Annotated in this window: 14 protein-coding genes and 2 tRNA genes; 4 read left to right on the top strand and 12 right to left on the bottom strand. The window is 67.3% G+C overall.

The window, feature by feature from the left end:
* Positions 1-48: 48 nt before the first annotated feature.
* The 3 genes from JM664_RS09500 (at position 49) to JM664_RS09490 (ending at position 3,341) form a co-directional block, all read left to right on the top strand.
* The gene (locus JM664_RS09500) at positions 49-1,362 is read left to right on the top strand and encodes a peptidoglycan-binding domain-containing protein (protein WP_227419667.1); all 1,314 of its coding nucleotides are present in this window, start codon (positions 49-51) and stop codon (positions 1,360-1,362) included.
* A gap of 98 nt (positions 1,363-1,460) precedes the next feature.
* A tRNA-Leu gene (locus JM664_RS09495) sits at positions 1,461-1,547 on the top strand.
* Positions 1,548-1,673: 126 nt separating this feature from the next.
* Positions 1,674-3,341 (top strand): ATP-binding protein, encoded by a 1,668-nt coding sequence (locus tag JM664_RS09490; protein ID WP_227419666.1) that lies wholly within the window; start codon positions 1,674-1,676, stop codon positions 3,339-3,341.
* Between the two features lie 2 nt (positions 3,342-3,343).
* Here JM664_RS09490 and JM664_RS09485 read toward each other — a convergent pair whose 3' ends face one another.
* From JM664_RS09485 to JM664_RS09455, 7 genes are read right to left on the bottom strand one after another with little or no spacing between them, the layout of a single operon-like run.
* On the bottom strand, positions 3,344-4,273 hold the full coding sequence (locus JM664_RS09485; protein ID WP_227419665.1) for an AEC family transporter: 930 nt from the start codon (positions 4,271-4,273) through the stop codon (positions 3,344-3,346).
* 10 nt (positions 4,274-4,283) lie between these two features.
* A complete protein-coding gene (locus JM664_RS09480) occupies positions 4,284-5,081 on the bottom strand; it encodes an MBL fold metallo-hydrolase (protein ID WP_227419664.1) in 798 nt (265 codons plus the stop codon).
* Positions 5,081-5,884 carry a TatD family hydrolase gene (locus JM664_RS09475; protein ID WP_227419663.1) on the bottom strand — a complete coding sequence of 268 codons (804 nt, stop codon included), beginning with the start codon at positions 5,882-5,884 and terminating at the stop codon, positions 5,081-5,083. Before JM664_RS09475 ends, JM664_RS09480 begins: the two co-directional genes overlap by 1 nt.
* On the bottom strand, positions 5,881-6,990 hold the full coding sequence (locus tag JM664_RS09470; RefSeq protein ID WP_227419662.1) for a DNA polymerase III subunit delta': 1,110 nt from the start codon (positions 6,988-6,990) through the stop codon (positions 5,881-5,883). The genes JM664_RS09475 and JM664_RS09470 overlap by 4 nt, the downstream gene beginning before the upstream one ends.
* A complete protein-coding gene (gene tmk / locus JM664_RS09465) occupies positions 6,987-7,598 on the bottom strand; it encodes a dTMP kinase (protein ID WP_227419661.1) in 612 nt (203 codons plus the stop codon). Before tmk ends, JM664_RS09470 begins: the two co-directional genes overlap by 4 nt.
* Positions 7,598-8,752: a D-alanyl-D-alanine carboxypeptidase family protein gene (locus JM664_RS09460; RefSeq protein ID WP_227419660.1), complete on the bottom strand. Its 1,155-nt coding sequence runs from the start codon at positions 8,750-8,752 to the stop codon at positions 7,598-7,600. Before JM664_RS09460 ends, tmk begins: the two co-directional genes overlap by 1 nt.
* A 16-nt stretch (positions 8,753-8,768) precedes the next feature.
* Positions 8,769-9,335: an SPOR domain-containing protein gene (locus tag JM664_RS09455; protein ID WP_227419659.1), complete on the bottom strand. Its 567-nt coding sequence runs from the start codon at positions 9,333-9,335 to the stop codon at positions 8,769-8,771.
* Between the two features lie 260 nt (positions 9,336-9,595).
* Between JM664_RS09455 and JM664_RS09450 the strand changes: the two genes are divergently transcribed.
* Positions 9,596-9,685: transfer RNA gene (locus JM664_RS09450), tRNA-Ser, on the top strand.
* Between the two features lie 49 nt (positions 9,686-9,734).
* On the opposite strand, the gene JM664_RS09445 is transcribed toward JM664_RS09450, so the two are convergent.
* The 5 genes from JM664_RS09445 to JM664_RS09425 all read right to left on the bottom strand — a co-directional run bounded on the left by JM664_RS09445 (position 9,735) and on the right by JM664_RS09425 (position 15,095).
* A complete protein-coding gene (locus JM664_RS09445; RefSeq protein ID WP_227419658.1) occupies positions 9,735-10,730 on the bottom strand; it encodes an ABC transporter ATP-binding protein in 996 nt (331 codons plus the stop codon).
* Positions 10,727-11,728 carry an ABC transporter ATP-binding protein gene (locus JM664_RS09440; RefSeq protein WP_227419657.1) on the bottom strand — a complete coding sequence of 334 codons (1,002 nt, stop codon included), beginning with the start codon at positions 11,726-11,728 and terminating at the stop codon, positions 10,727-10,729. The genes JM664_RS09445 and JM664_RS09440 overlap by 4 nt, the downstream gene beginning before the upstream one ends.
* Entirely contained in the window at positions 11,725-12,657 is a 933-nt protein-coding gene (locus JM664_RS09435; RefSeq protein WP_227419656.1) for an ABC transporter permease, read from the bottom strand. The genes JM664_RS09440 and JM664_RS09435 overlap by 4 nt, the downstream gene beginning before the upstream one ends.
* The gene (locus JM664_RS09430) at positions 12,654-13,628 is read right to left on the bottom strand and encodes an ABC transporter permease (RefSeq protein ID WP_227419655.1); all 975 of its coding nucleotides are present in this window, start codon (positions 13,626-13,628) and stop codon (positions 12,654-12,656) included. The genes JM664_RS09435 and JM664_RS09430 overlap by 4 nt, the downstream gene beginning before the upstream one ends.
* A 93-nt stretch (positions 13,629-13,721) precedes the next feature.
* Positions 13,722-15,095 carry an MmgE/PrpD family protein gene (locus JM664_RS09425; protein ID WP_227419654.1) on the bottom strand — a complete coding sequence of 458 codons (1,374 nt, stop codon included), beginning with the start codon at positions 15,093-15,095 and terminating at the stop codon, positions 13,722-13,724.
* Between the last annotated feature and the right edge of the window lie 4 nt (positions 15,096-15,099).

Here is a 15,099-nt window from a genome sequence, read left to right as displayed (position 1 = left end):
GCTGGAGGCTCTTCCATGTTTGCTAGGCGCTTTACAACTGCATGTCTCATGTCGGCGGTGGCCATCACGGGTGCCAGCCGTGCCGCGGCGGATGCCGGCGACGCCATTGCGGGCGCGCTCGTCGGCGGCATTATCGGGCATGCGATCGCCAAGGACCAGCAGCGTCGGCAGCAGCGGACCGTGGTCGTCCGTCGCTCCGCTCCCGCAGTCAGCAGTGCCCAGCGGCAGATCAACCGCGACATGCAGACCGCGCTCAACTACTTCGGCTTCAGCGCAGGCGCGGTGGACGGTGCCGTAGGGCCGGGCACGCGGGCGGCGGTCTCCCGCTACCAGGCGCAGATGGGTTATCCGGCCAGCGGCCATATCCAGCCGCACGAGCGCGACTACCTGATGTCCGCCTACAGTTGGGCCTCGACCGGTGGTGCGGCGGTGACGAGCGTGCGGACGCCGCAGGAGCTGCTGGTCGCCTACCGATCCCACCTCGCCGGGATGCAGCAGCCTCAGATGGCGTTCACGCAGGCCATGCCTCCAATGGCCGGACCTCAGCCGCAGGTCGCAGCACAGCCTCCCGCGGTGGCCGCCGCCGCGCCAGCCACCGTCCTCGATCCGGAAGCCGCAGAGGTCGTTACGGCAGCGGCTCCACAGGTGTCGCTGCCCAACTTCATGGGTGCCGACGCCGCGGAGTCGCTGGCGTCGCACTGCAACAAGGTCTCGCTCCTGACCAGCACGAATGGCGGTTTCACCACACCGGCCACGATGACCGACGCCGCTTTCGCGCTGAACGAGCAGTTCTGCCTCGCGCGGACCTACGCCATCGCCGCCGGCGAGGAGCTTGCCGGCAAGGTCGAGGGCGTCACAAGCGCCGAGATGGTCGAGCAGTGCCGCGCCTTCGCGCCGACGATGCGGCCGCACGTCTCGGCCCTGTCGCTGCGGCCGGGGGCGGATGTCCTGGCGGATGTCGCGTCGTTCGTGCTCGAGACCGGCTTGTCGCCGGCCCAGCTGGCGGGGACGTCCCGGATCTGTCTCTCGGTCGGCTACAGGACCGATGACCTCGAAGTCGCGCTTGGTTCGGCCCTGCTGCTGACAGCACTTGGCGAGCGGGTCTACGGCGAGCTTCTGGGGCATCACCTGGCACAGGGCTTCGGCGCCTCGCAGCGTCCGGACCTCGCGCTCGCCTGGTACCAGATGAGCGCCGAAGCGATAGATCAGGGTCAGCGGGCCGTCTTCGCGCCCGGGCAGCCCGAGCGCCAAACGCTCATCACGCTTGCCGCGGCCGAACTGAACGGCGGCGACGCGGACTCGACGGCGCTGCCGTCTCCGCAGCCTGCGGCGGTCCTGCCGACTTTCAGCGTCAACCAATAGGCACACTGGCCGGGGTCGCCTCTTCCGGCCCCGGCGAAATTGCCTCTTCACACGCAGTTTCGCTTTGGTTATGACCCCGGCACCCAAGCCGGGACAGTGCGGTCGTGGCGGAATTGGTAGACGCGCAGCGTTGAGGTCGCTGTGGGGTAACACCCGTGGAAGTTCGAGTCTTCTCGACCGCACCAGCCTGGAGCCTTTCGGTAACTACTGATTGAGAGTCGCTCCGGTAGGGTCACCGGCATCCGCGCAGGTGATCCATGCCGCTTAACAAGGCTCTCGCAGAAAAGATCAGGCTGCAGAACCGCCAGACCATGCGGGATCTGCCGAGCCGCTTCCTGTCGATCTCGATCGCCGCGATCCTCGCGACCTGGTACCTGCCGCTGCAGATCACCGTCGGCTTCTTCGTGCCGTACCTGATCCTGGAGCTGCTCGGCTGGTTCTACATGCGGCGCTGCGACAAGCGCATCGATCACCGCTGGATGGCCGGCCTGCTGATCCTCGCTTGGAGCGGCGCCAGCCTCTTCAGCATGTTCATGGTCCAGATCTGGAACGTGGACGGCGTGGCTCCGAAGGTCGTCGCCTTCAGCGGCATCGCGACGGCCCTCATCCACTGCGTCATGGTGCGCTCGACCTGGATGCTCTTTGGTCTCGCATCGGCTATCCCGCTGATCGCTGGACTACTTTATGCGGTCGTCCGAGAGATCCTGTTGACCGGCACCGTGATGGATGCGCTGGCCGGTGGTGCGCTGCTGACCGTCATGGTGGCCTACCTCCTGCGAAGCATGATCGACATGCACCAGACCCGCGTCGAGCTGCTGCAGACGAGCGAGAGGGCGCAGGCCGCAAGCAAGGCCAAGAGCCGGTTTCTAGCCGCCATCAGCCACGAGATCCGGACGCCTCTGAACGCGATTTACGGAATGGCGCAGGCGCTGCGGGAGGACCCTGAGCCCGAGCGGATCGAGGAGCGGTCGACACTCCTGCTCAAGGCCAGCATGTCGCTCAAGGCGATCGTGGACGACGTTCTCGACCACGCGAAGATCGAGGCGGGTCGCTTTCGCCTCGCCTGCGTTCCGACGCGTGTCGGCCCGGAGGTTTCCGAGGTCGTCGAGATGTTCCACATGCCGGCGGCGGAGAAGGGCCTCGCGCTCTCCCTGCGGACAGAAGGGCACATCCCTCCTCTGGTCAGCTGCGACCCGCTGCGCATTCGCCAGGTTCTGAGCAACCTGATCTCGAACGCCGTGAAGTTCAGTGAGCGCGGCCGCATCGACGTCATCGTACGTGCCGAGCCCGACGGAGAGGCAGTGGTTTTCTCCATCGATGTCGCCGACGAGGGACCCGGCCTCACCGATCAAGACATGGAGCAGCTTTTCCGCGACTTCGCCCGGATCGAGCGCGAAGACCGTCCTACCAGCGCCGGCACCGGACTGGGCCTCTCGATCGCGCGCGGCTTCGCCCGCATGATGGGCGGAGACATCACCGTCGCGTCGCAGCCCGGGCAGGGCTCTATCTTTACGTTCAAGTTCCGTGCGGCAATCGTCGAGCCGTCGCCTTTGGCAGACGCAAGCGGCGGCAAGTCGGCATCTCTGGTCGGGGTCCGCTCGATCCTGCTCGTCGACGACACGGCGTCCAACCGCTACGTGGTCCGCGCGCTGCTGCGGCAGTACCACGTGGAACTCGTCGAGGCGGAGAATGGGCAGGAAGCGCTCGAGGCCCTGAGACAACGCGACTTCTCGCTGGTGCTGCTCGACATGCACATGCCGGTGCTGGACGGCCCGCAGACCATTGCGGAGATGAAGCAGGCCGGCGGGCGGATTTCGCAGACGCCGGTCATCGCGCTGACGGCCGACGCCGCGCCCGAGGACAGGGAGCGCTACCTCGCGCACGGGATCTCGGGCTACCTGGCAAAGCCCATAAGGCGCGCGGACCTTCTCGCCGAGATCGCTCGCGTCGTGCCGCCTTCGTCCGCCGAAGCCGCCTGACCCTACGGCAGGATCGCCAGCCAGACCCAGGTCGTCAGGATCGACGCCGCCGTGCCTACGAGCACCGACGACGCCGCCACTCGCCGCGCGACGCCGTAGAGGTTGGCGAAGAGATAGGTATTGATGCCGGGCGCCATGGCCGAGGTGATGACGGCGGAGCGCAGTCCCGCCTGGTCCAGCCCCACGAGCTGCGACAGGCTCCAGACGATGGCCGGGTGCAGGATCAGAGACACGGCGCACACGAACGCAATTGCCAGTACATCGCCCTCTGGCCGGTAGCGGTAGAGGACGCCGCCCAGCGCGAACAGCGCCGCTGGCAGGGCCGCACGCGCCATCAGGTCGACGGCATCGGAGAGGACAGCCGGAAGCGCCACGCCTGCGAGGTTCATCGCCAGTCCGGCGAGGATCCCCAACACGAGGCCATTGCGGAAGACGGCGTAGAGGATCGAGCGTGCCGCGCGTAATGGCCCGTCCCCGCCGGCGCGGACCAGCTCCATTGCCGTCAGGCCAACGACATAGCAAAAGGGCGAGTGAAGCGCGATGATCGCATAGTTCGGCCCCAGCGCGTCGGGGCCATAGGCCCGTTCGGTTATGGCGAGACCGAGGAGCAGGCTGTTCGAGAAGAGCGTGCAGAAGCCGATCGCGACCGCGTGGTCCCATGGCCGCCGAAACAGGAGGCGCCCTCCGGCGATGCCGACGGCAAAGCAGGTGACGGCGCCGATGTAGAACGGCCCCAGCAACCTGAGGTCGAAGGCGGCGCCGAGGTCGAGGCCGGCGATAGCCCGGAACAGCAGACATGGCAGTGCGAACGACTGCGCGAACGTCATCAGTCCGTTCACCGCGGCGTCCGGGAAGAGCCCACGCCAAGTAGCCAGGTAGCCGAAGCCGAGCACCAGGAAGACTGGAATGATCGCCTCGAGCAGGCCCTGCACGGGCGCCTCCTCAGGTTTCGCAGATGATCGTCATGCCGTCGTAGGCGGGCGTCACGTGCGCCGGCGTTTCCGCGGCGACGGTCGCGTGATCCAGATCGATATGCATGTTTGTCAGCACCGCCCGCCGCGGCCCCGCCTCCTCGATCCACTCAAGCGATTGGGCGAGGTGCGTGTGCGTCGGGTGCGGCGTTCGCCGGAGCGCGTCGAGCACCCAGCAGTCGAGATCGTGCACCGCTGCCCACGCCTCGTCCGTCATCTCCGATATGTCCGGAAGATACGCCAAGTCTCCGACGCGGAACCCGAGGGCATCGATCGAGCCGTGCCGCACGCGGAAAGGCCGCAGCTCGACCGGCCCGCCGGCTCCGTCGACGTGGATGGTGCCATCGATCCGGTTCATCTCGCATATCGGCTTGTAGTGCGAATCATCCGGCTGCACGAAGGCGTAGCCGAAGCGGGCGAGCAAGCTCGCCTCGGTCTCGGCGTCGGCCCAGACCGGCAGGCGCCGGCGCATGTTGAAGACGATCATGCGCAGGTCGTCGAGGCCGTGAACGTGATCCGCGTGGCCGTGGGTGTAGACCACCGCATCGAGCTCGCCCACGCCGGCGTCCAAAAGCTGCGCGCGCAGATCAGGCGACGTGTCGATCAGGATCCGCGTCGTGCCATTGTTCTCCCGACGCTCGACAAGCATCGAGCAGCGGCGACGGTTGTTGCGCGGGTCGGCCGGATCGCACTCGCCCCAGTGGCCGCCCAGCCGCGGCACGCCGCCCGACGATCCGCAGCCGAGGATCGTGAAGACGAGCCGCGCCATCAGGCGGCTTGTGCCCAGGCGGCGGCCTTGTGGAAGAGACGCTCGAAATTGGCCTCGGTCTCAGCGGCGAAATCGGCGTAGGTCATGCCGAACAGGTCGGCTCCGACGCGTGCGGTATGGGCGGTGTAGCCAGGCTCGTTCCGCTTGCCGCGGTGCGGCGGAGGCGCGAGATACGGCGCGTCGGTCTCGACGAGGATCCGCTCGACCGGCGCCGCGGCGAAGATATCGCGTAGCTCGGTGGAGCGCGGGAATGCGGCGATGCCGGACATCGAGAGGTAGAAGCCGAGGTCCAGCGCCGCCCACGCAAGGTCGGCGCCGGACGAGAAGCAATGCATCACGCAGGCGTAGGCGCCGGCGCGGTGTTCCTCCGTCAGGATTTGCGCCATGTCCTCGTCCGCGTCCCGCGCATGGATGATGAGCGGCAGGCCCGTCCGGCGCGCGGCCTCGATGTGGATGCGGAGGCTCTCCTGCTGCACGTCCTTGCTCTCGGCGGTGTAGTGGTAGTCGAGCCCGGTCTCGCCGATCCCCACCATCTTCGGATGCCGCGCCAGCGCCACCACTTGATCCACCGTCGCCAGCGGCTCCTCCGCGGCGCTCATCGGATGTGTGCCGGCGGCGTAGAAGACGCCCTCATGCGCCTCGGCGATCGCCCGCACCTGCGGCTCCTGCCTGAGACGGGTGCAGATCGTCACCATCCGCCGCACGCCCGCGGCGGCGGCCCGCTCGACCAAGGCCGCGACCTCGCCCTCGAACTGGGGAAAGTCGAGGTGGCAATGGCTGTCGGTGATCGCGGGCGGGGTCATGCGTCTCGGCGGGGGGTGATGCGTGCAGCCGTGTCGTTGGCCTTGAGGAGCATATCAAGGAGAAGCGATGCAGGGTCAAGGTTGACCGCCCGCGCGTGGCGCGCCCGCGCCGCCAACGCCTGCTGCAGCTCGGCCCATCGCCGCGACGCCGCCGGATGGGGCGCGAGTCGCGCGGCGAGCACCGCCTCGCCCGGGGCCGCCTCCGCCGCCGGCGGATGGCTAGCCCCCCAGCGCGCCAGCCGGCCGAGCGCAAGGTCGAAGAGCCTGAGCGTCACGTCGAGCCGCGCCTCGTTCGACCGTCCCGTCAGCGCGTTGGCGAGCGACAGCGCTCCCGCCCTGTCGAGGAGCGGCGCCGTGTCGAGGAGCGCCACAAGGCGACGGTACGTCTCCGGCCCCTCGACCGAGGCGAGCCGCACAGCCTCGCCCACCGACCCGCCTGAGAGCTCCGCAAGGGCCGCGGCGTCGCCAGCCGCCTCGACGCCCGCCGCCGCAAGCGCCTCGGCAAGCGCCGCCGGCTCCAGCGACTGGCATCGCAGGACACGGCAGCGCGAGCGGATGGTGGGGAGAAGGGCGGCCGGGCGGTGCGCGACGAGCAGGAGGATTGCATCGCGCGGCGGCTCCTCGAGCACCTTGAGGAGCGCGTTCGCAGCCTGGACGTTCATCTCGTCGGCGGCGTCGACAATGACGATGCGATGCCCGCCGTCGGGCCGCGATAGGCCGAAGAACCCCGCGAGGCGGCGCACCTCGTCAACCGTGATGACGGTCTTGAGCCGCTTGGCCTTGTCGTCCCAGCTGCGGCGCAGGAGAAAGACGCTGCCCTCGGCGAGCGACGCGACGCGGCGTGCGACCGGGTGGTCTTCGGGAACGTCGACCGTGTCCGCTGGCCCTTCCGTCCCTCGCGCCAGGAGGAAGCGCGCGATGCGCCATGCCAGGGTCGCCTTGCCGACGCCCCGCGGCCCGGTGATCAGCCACGCATGGTGCAGGCGTCCTGACGCGTGTGCATCGAGAAAGGCGCGCTCGGCCGCCTCCTGCCCCACCAGCCGCAGCGTCTCACGCGGATGGGGAGCCGCAGCGACGCGGTCGGCTTCCTCGGCTTCTTCGCTCATGCGAGGGCTGCGCGGGCGACGTCGGCCGCGACCTCCTGCTCCGGACGGCTGCCGTCAATGACGTGAAACCGGTCGGGGCGGCTGGCGGCGAGCTCCAGAAAACCTTTTCGCAGAGCATCCTGAAAGGCGGGGCCGAAGCGCTCGAACCTGTCCTCGGAGGAGCGTCGGGCGCCCTCCCGCCGGCGCGCAACGTCGACATCCGTGTCGATCAGGATGGTCAGATCCGGCTCGCGGCCGATCGTCCTGGCGTGCAGCGCGTCGACCATCTCACGTAGATCCGCCCGGACGGCGCCCTGGTAGACGCGCGTGCTGTCCGCGAACCGGTCGCAGACCACGTCGCGTCCGGCGGCGAGCGCGGGGGCGATCGTGCGCTCCAGATGGTCGCGGCGCGCGGCAGTGAAGAGCAGGATCTCGGTCTCGGGCGACCAGCGATCGGTCTTCCCCTCGACCAGCAGGCGGCGGATCGATTCCGCGCCGGGCGAACCGCCGGGCTCCCGCGTCAGCACGACATCCCGCCCCGCGTCCCGCATAGCGGCGGCAAGCAGCGCCGCCTGCGTCGTCTTGCCGGAGCCGTCGATGCCCTCGAACGAGATGAATCGCGCCGGCATCAGCGCAGCGCCTGAACTTCTCCCAGCGCCTTGTCGAAGAGGATGATCGCCGCGCTGCGGATCCGCGGCACGAAGCCGCCCGCGGGAACGGCGCGCTCGGCCACGAGGGGCAGGCGCGCCTCGGTCATGTCCTCTCGCGGGATGACGAGTTCGGCGATCTGCTCGCCCGCCTCGATCGGCGCCTGAATCGGACTCCGATAGACGATCTCGGCCCGCGGCTCGTCCCGCTGCGTGGCAGGAAGCAGGACCGTCATCGCCTCCGGCGCCACCAGCGCGACCTGCGGCCGCTGCCCCATCCAGACGGGCACGTCGCCGAAGCGCTGACCCTCCTCCGCAACCGTCTTCTCGACGAACTGCCGGAAAGCCCAGTTGACGACCCGCTCTGCCTCCTCCGAGCGCTCCTGCTCGCTTTGCATCCCACTCAAAGCAAAGACGATGCGCCGGCTGCCCTGCTGCGCCGAGCCGACGAGGCCGTAGCCCGCCTCCTGCGTGTGGCCGGTCTTGAGCCCGTCCGCGCCGATGCCGAGGCCGAGCAGCGGATTGCGGTTGAACCTGTTCTGCGGCGCCCGCCCGTCAAACGGGAACTCCTGCTGCGCGAAATAGCCGTAGTACTCTGGAAACTCGGTGATCAGCAGCGACGCCAACCGCCCCAGATCCTCCATGCTCATGCGGTGGTTCGGGTTCGGCCATCCGCTCGCGTTGGTGAAGCTCGAGTTCTCCAGACCGAGTTCCTGCGCGCGATCGTTCATCAGCCGCGCGAATGCATCCTCTGTGCCCGCCAGCCCTTCGGCCACGACCACGGTCGAGTCGTTGCCCGACTGCACGACGATGCCCTGGATCAGCTCCTCTACCGTCGGCCGGTCACGCTGATCGAGATACATCGTCGAACCGCCCATCGCCGCAGCGCGATCAGATACGCCAAACCGCGTCTCCATCGTCACGCGACCGTCCCTCAGCGCCTCGAAGAGCATGTAGAGCGTCATCAACTTGGACATGCTGGCAGGCGGCAACGGAACGTCGGACTGCTTTTCCAGCAGCACGGTTCCGGTCGTCAAATCGGCCACCCAAGCCGATTGCGCCCGCGTCTCGAACGCGGCGCTGGCCGGCGCCACCGTGAGAAGACAAGCAGCCAAGCCCATGACAACACGTAGCATTCCTATTCTCCTTTCCCTATTCGGCAACGAAGTAGGCATCGCCATAGCCCAGTGTCACGACACGTTCCCGTGCGGCCTCGCGCGCCGCCTCGTCCGTGGCCGGACCTACAAGCACGCGCCATGTCGGTCGACCGTTCCCGCCGCGCCTGCGGACTTCAGCCCGGAGCCCCTCCGCGCGAAAATCCTCGGCCGCGGCTTCCGCCTCCCCGGCAGAGGGGAAGGTTGCCGCCTGCACGTAAGGCCGCTCCGGTCCGCCGGCCTGCGTCAGCGCCACGACGTCCGTTTCCGCCTCCCTGAGAGCGACCACGCGCAGCTCGGCCGGCTGACCGGCGAGCAGACCGAGGCTCTCCGCCGCCTCGGACGAAACCTGCAGCGGCGGCCCCGGCAACTCACGCTCGCGGCGGAAGAGCGCACCGTCTACCGCTGTCCCGTCCGACGTCCGGACGATCCGCACGCGCTCGGGATCCTCGACATCCGGATGCGCAACCCACGCGCCGCCGAGCGAGGGACGACCGTCCCAAAGCGCCTCTGCCGTGATCTCCAGCACATCCGGCGCCTCCACCTCGCTTTCGCCGGTCGACATCCGAGCGGCCTCCGGACTTGGCGCGCTCGAGGGCCCGCGCAGGCTGCCGCGGTCGCAAGATGCGATCGGGATGATCACCAGAACCAAGACTGCCCCGAGCTGAAAACGCACTGCCCTTGCCCTCGCCTCGATCCGCAGGCCATCGGCCTGCCGCCCGCTTGGCGGGTCGCTTGCGCGTCACACTACCGCCACCCGCGGCGGCTGAAAAGCCCGCGGGGTGACGCTTCACAAAGCGCTCCCGTGCGGCTAAGCCGTCCGCGGGAGAAGTGGCAGAGTGGTCGAATGCGGCGGTCTTGAAAACCGTTGAAGGTGAAAACCTTCCGTGGGTTCGAATCCCACCTTCTCCGCCACGCCGGCAGTTGTCCGAGGGTCGTGCCCGTGGTCGGCGGACAGAATTCTTCAGGACTTGTCGTTGAGGTGGCAGGCGCTGATCTGGCCCGGGGCTACCTCCTGCAGCTTGGGGGCGACGCGGGCGCAGATGTCCATCGCGTGCGGGCAGCGCGGATGGAAGTGGCAGCCAGACGGAGGCGCCAGCGGACTTGGCAACTCGCCCTTGATCGCATGGAAGCTCTTGTGCCGGACGCTGATGCGGGGAATTTCCGCGAGAAGAGCCTGGGTGTACGGGTGATTTGGCCGCGCGAAGAGTTCCGTCTTCGGGCCCTGCTCGACGATGCGGCCGAGGTACATGATCGCAACTCGGTCCGCGAGGTGGTTCACGACGCCGAGGTCGTGACTGATGAACAGGTATGTGAGGTTGAACTGCTCCTGCAGGTCCATGAAGAGATTGATGATCTGAGCCTGGATCGAGACATCGAGCGCCGCCACCGCCTCGTCGCAGACGATGAACTCGGGATCGACCGCCAGGGAACGGGCGATGCCGATACGCTGACGCTGGCCGCCGCTGAACTGGTGCGGGAACCGGCTGCGGAGCGCCGGGTCGAGTCCAGCCTCACGGAGCTTCTCGCAGACGTAGGCATCGAAGTCGCCCTTGATGATGCCATGCTTTCGCGGCGCCTCTCCCACGATGCTGCCGACGCGCTGCCTGGGATTGAGGCTCGAGAACGGGTCCTGGAAGATGATCTGGCGCGCGAGGTTCGCGTTGTCGCGCTCGCGGCCGGAGAGCGACGACACGTTCTGGCCGCGGAACTCGATGCGCCCCTCGCTCGGCTCCAGGATGCCGGCGACGATGCGGCCGAGCGTGGACTTGCCGCAGCCGGATTCTCCGACCAGGCCCAGCACCTCACCCTCGTCTATCGTGAGGCTCACATCGTCGACCGCGCGCACCACCGGCGGCTTCCGCGCCATGCCGAAGCGGGTCATCAGGCGCGCCGCAAGATCCTGCCGCGTCGTGAACTGCTTGCTAAGTCCATGCAGGGCGAGAACAGGGTGGCTCATGACACTGGCTCCGCGAGCGGGTGGAAGCACCGCAAGGTGCGCCCCGGCGACGGCGCCGTGAGGCGCGGCGTATGCTGGCAGACCGACGTCGCGTGGGCACAGCGGGAGCGGAAGGGACAGCCGGCGGGCAGGTTCAGCATGTTCGGCGTCATGCCCGGGATCTGCTTCAGTCGACGGCGCCCCTCGCTCCGGCTCGGGATGCTGTCGATCAGGCCCATCGTGTAGGGATGCATCGGCTGGTCGAGAACCTCGTCGATGGTGCCCGACTCGACGATCTTGCCGGCGTACATGACGGCGATGGAGTCAGCGAGCCCGGCGATGATCGACAGGTCGTGCGTGATCCAGACGAAGGACGTGTCGAAATTTCGCGCGAGCTGCTGGACCTCGGACAGGATCTGCGCCTGGATCGTCACGTCGAGCGCGGTCGTCGGCTCGTCGGCAATGATGAGATCGGGGCGATGCAGCATCGCTATGGCGATGGCGACGCGTTGGCGCATCCCCCCCGAGAACTGGTGCGGGTAGGCCCGCAGCCGCTCTTCGGGCGAGGCGATGCCGACGAGACCAAGCGCATCGCGTGACCGCTCCCATGCCTCTCGCCTGCTGACCTTCTCATGCGCGAGGATGGTCTCGATCATCTGCGTCTCGACCCGCAGGACCGGGTTCAGGGTCATCATCGGGTCCTGCAGGATCATCGCGATCTTGGTGCCGCGGAGCTGGCGCATGTCGCGGTCACTGATCTGGAGCAGGTCGCGGCCGTGGAAGAGGATCTCTCCGCCGTCAATTCGGCCGGGTCGATCGATGAGTCGCATGATGGAGAATCCGGTAATCGACTTGCCCGATCCAGATTCGCCCACAAGCCCCATGATCTGGCCGCGGCCGACGCTGAACGAGACGTCGTCGACGGCGCGGAGCTGCCCCGCATGCAGATGGAAGGTCGTGCGCAGACCACGGACATCGAGGGTCGGCGCGCCGGTGCGTATCTGGGCCGGGGCATTCATCGTTGATTGCTCGGATTGAGGATCTCGCGCAGGTGGTCGCCCACGAGGTTGATCGAGACGATGAGGATCAGCAGCGCAACGCCAGGGTAGACGCTGATCCAGTAGCGGCCGGCGATGACCTGCTCGTAGCCATTGGATATCAGCAGGCCGAGCGATGGTTCCGTGATCGGGACACCGAGACCCAGGAATGACAGTGTCGCCTCGAGCGAGATGGCCCGAGCCACCTGGATCGTGGCGATGACGATGAGCGGCGGAAGGCAGTTCGGCAGCAGGTGACGAAAGACCTTGCGTGCCCGCCCGAGGACGAGGCTGTCGGCGGCCTCCATGTACTCCCGCTGGTTCTCGACCAGCGCCGTCGCGCGCACGGTGCGCGCGTAGTAGGCCCATTCCACGACGATGATCGCAACCACCACGTTCACGAGGCCGGGGCCGAGGAAGGCGAGGATCATCATCGCGATCAGGATCGTCGGGAACGAGAGGTGCAGATCGACCAGTCGCATCACGAGGGCGTCGAAGCGCCCACCGAAGAACCCTGCCATCAGGCCCATCGAGGCGCCGAACATGCAGGCGATAATGGCTGATCCGACTCCTACGGTAAGTGAGGTCCTGAGGCCGTAGAGCATGCCCGAGAGCATGTCGCGGCCCTGCCCGTCCGAGCCGAGCCAGAACACGTACTCGCCCATGAAGTCTTCGGACCGGGGCGGCAGAAACGAATTCATGATGTTGAGCGTGTTCAAGTCGTACGGGTCCTGCGGCGCCACCAGTGGTGCGAGGATCGCCGCCAGCACCATCAGCACGAAGACGACGAGACCGGCGACGGCGAGACGCGAGTTGAGAAACTGCCGTACGAACTGCCGGAATTGGGTCTGGTCGTTCTCCATCTTCTGCGGCGGCGGGGGACTCGTCCTGTATTCGGTGAGGGCGGTCATGACATCATCCCCTGGCGCACGCGCGGATCGAGAACCGCGTAGAGAATATCGACGATGAGGTTCAGCACGACGAACATCAGGACGATGATGATGAGGTACGCCAGGATAACCGGCCGATCGAGGATCTGGATGCTGTCGATGATCAGCTTGCCCATGCCCGGCCAGGCGAAGACCGTCTCGGTCACCACGGCGAAGGCCACGACAGAGCCAAGTTCGAGCCCGATGATGGTGACGATCGGAATCATGATGTTCTTGAGAACGTGCACTCCGAGCACCCGGCGTTCCGGCAGCCCCTTGGCGCGAGCGAACTTCACGTAGTCCTTTGGCAGGGTCTCGCGGACGATCGCCCGTGTCAGGCGAAGGAGCAGCGACATCTTGAAGAGCGCTAGGTTGATCGCCGGCAGCAGCAGGTGCGCAAGTCCATCCCATGTGAGGAAAGACCAGCGCAGGCCGAGCACGGTTACCGTCTCTCCGCGACCGCCGCTCGGCAGCCAGCCGAGCTCCACCGAGAAGAGCATGATCAACATGATCCCGACCCAGAAGGTCGGCAGCGAGAAGCCGAAGATGCTGCCCGCCATGATGGCGCGGCTGACGCTCTTTTCCGGATAGAGACCGCAGTAGATGCCGAGCCCGATGCCGATGACGATGCTGATCGCCATGGCCGTCGCCGCGAGTTCGAACGTCGCCGGCATGCGGGAGAGGACGAGTTCCAGAGCTGGGACCCCGTAGACGTAGCTCGTGCCGAGATCACCCCTGACGAGGTCGGAGAGAAAGCTCACGTATTGCAGCGCGAACGGTCGGTCGAGGCCCAGGTTCTCGCGGATGCGGGCAAGATCCGCCTGTGTCGCCTCGGGCGGCGCGAAGGTCGTTACCGGATCGCCGACCACGTGCAGGCCAACGAAGACGATGATGGTCATCGCCAGGACGACCATGGCCGCTTGCAGCAGCCGGCGGAACAGCCAGGTGGTCATCGTCTCTCGCTCACTCCTCGCATTCGATGGCGGCGTGTTTCACGGCTCCACAGGCGTTGAACGAAGGGTCTTCGCACGCCTGCTGCGCGGCGCTTACGCCACCACCCGGGCGGCGCGGTGGCCTGCAAGAAGCTCGCGCGCGGACAGGTCCTCCAAGGCCATAAGCCGGTCGAACAGTCCTTGAGCCTCGTGCTCGGCGCCCCCGTATTCGATGCAGGCGGAGAACTTGGCCTGCAGGTCCCTTTCGGTCAGGGGCTCTCGGGCGTGCCCGCGCGCGTAGCGCACCTCGGCACTCTTCAACTCGTCGCCGTCTTTCAGGCGCACCATGACCTGGTCGAAGAGCGCGGCGTTCGGATGGTCAGGATCGTAGTTCTGCGTCAGATCCAGATCGACGCGGCTCATCAAATCCTGGACGTCCGGCTGCGTGACGAAGTCGTCCGTCAGCTCCATCAGGCTGACGCGACCGCGGATCGCGGCGCTTGCCATCGCGAACTCCATGCTGAATTTCGCTTCCAGGCCCGTCTGCGGCTGGTGGTTGCGCAGGATCGTCGCGAACCTATCACTGATTGACACGGTGATGCGGTCGACCTTTTCCGGCTCGATCCCCTTCTCCGCACGAAGGTCGATCAGGGCGTCGATGGCACGGTGAGTGCAGTAGCAGGCCGGGAACTTCTTGATGTTCAGGCCCCGCTCCACGATCTGCCAGACCTGCCCGATCGTGCTGTCTCGCTCCTTGTCCGCCTCGCCGCGCGGCGACACCGCCGAGAGGAGACCTTGGGGATGCTCGATCGCGTCGGGCGACGAGCTGAATCCGGCCTCGGCAAGGCGTGCCGCCATGACGCCCGCATGAGCGGCACGGCCGGCATGGTACGGCTTCGTCATCGTACCGAAGTTCGCCATGATCCCTGCGGACATGGAGGCGCCGAGAGCGACCGCCATCGTTGCCCGCCGTTCGTCGAGGCCGCGCAGTCGGGCGCAGGCGGCGGAGGCGGCGATGGCGCCCCAGATCCCGGTGGGATGCCAGCCCTTGCCGTGCAGCGAGCCCGGCTCGCGCAGGGAGAGCTCCGCCCAGGCCTCGTAGCCCACGACGTACGCGCGCAGCATCTCGGACCCCGAAAGGTCAAGATGCTCGGCTTCGGCCAGGATCGCCGGAACGATCACTGTGCTGGGATGGCCGCCGACCCCCACGTCGTCGAAGTCGAGCGCATGCGCCGCGACCCCGTTGATCCAAGCGGCTTCGGGCGCGGCTGCCGTGCGCCCGTGTCCAAGCACCAGCGATGCGCTCCCCGGGTTCGGCGCCAGCACGCCGGCCAGGAGGTTCGGGGCCTCCTCGTTCCGGCCCGCGTACATCACGCCGATGCAGTCGGAGAATCCGAGGCGTGCGGTCTCGAGCGCTCGGTCGGGCATCTCGTTTTCGGCGGCGGTGGCGACGAAGCGTCCGAGCGCTTGCGTGATCTGAAAGACCATTGGA

Source organism: Roseitranquillus sediminis (assembly GCF_016918935.1).
Lineage (GTDB): Bacteria > Pseudomonadota > Alphaproteobacteria > Rhodobacterales > Rhodobacteraceae > Roseitranquillus > Roseitranquillus sediminis.
The sequence above is the reverse complement of the archived record's forward strand: the minus strand, read 5'-3'. Positions and strand labels throughout refer to the sequence as shown.

Coding starts and splice junctions, on each gene's coding strand:
- JM664_RS09500 (WP_227419667.1), top strand. CDS start 49: ATGTCGGCGGTGGCCATCACGGGTGCCAGCCGTGCCGCGGCGGATGCC.
- JM664_RS09490 (WP_227419666.1), top strand. CDS start 1,674: ATGCGGGATCTGCCGAGCCGCTTCCTGTCGATCTCGATCGCCGCGATC.
- JM664_RS09480 (WP_227419664.1), bottom strand. CDS start 5,081: ATGGCGCGGCTCGTCTTCACGATCCTCGGCTGCGGATCGTCGGGCGGC.
- JM664_RS09475 (WP_227419663.1), bottom strand. CDS start 5,884: ATGACCCCGCCCGCGATCACCGACAGCCATTGCCACCTCGACTTTCCC.
- JM664_RS09470 (WP_227419662.1), bottom strand. CDS start 6,990: ATGAGCGAAGAAGCCGAGGAAGCCGACCGCGTCGCTGCGGCTCCCCAT.
- tmk (WP_227419661.1), bottom strand. CDS start 7,598: ATGCCGGCGCGATTCATCTCGTTCGAGGGCATCGACGGCTCCGGCAAG.
- JM664_RS09460 (WP_227419660.1), bottom strand. CDS start 8,752: ATGCTACGTGTTGTCATGGGCTTGGCTGCTTGTCTTCTCACGGTGGCG.
- JM664_RS09455 (WP_227419659.1), bottom strand. CDS start 9,335: ATGTCGACCGGCGAAAGCGAGGTGGAGGCGCCGGATGTGCTGGAGATC.
- JM664_RS09445 (WP_227419658.1), bottom strand. CDS start 10,730: ATGAGCCACCCTGTTCTCGCCCTGCATGGACTTAGCAAGCAGTTCACG.
- JM664_RS09440 (WP_227419657.1), bottom strand. CDS start 11,728: ATGAATGCCCCGGCCCAGATACGCACCGGCGCGCCGACCCTCGATGTC.
- JM664_RS09435 (WP_227419656.1), bottom strand. CDS start 12,657: ATGACCGCCCTCACCGAATACAGGACGAGTCCCCCGCCGCCGCAGAAG.
- JM664_RS09430 (WP_227419655.1), bottom strand. CDS start 13,628: ATGACCACCTGGCTGTTCCGCCGGCTGCTGCAAGCGGCCATGGTCGTC.
- JM664_RS09425 (WP_227419654.1), bottom strand. CDS start 15,095: ATGGTCTTTCAGATCACGCAAGCGCTCGGACGCTTCGTCGCCACCGCC.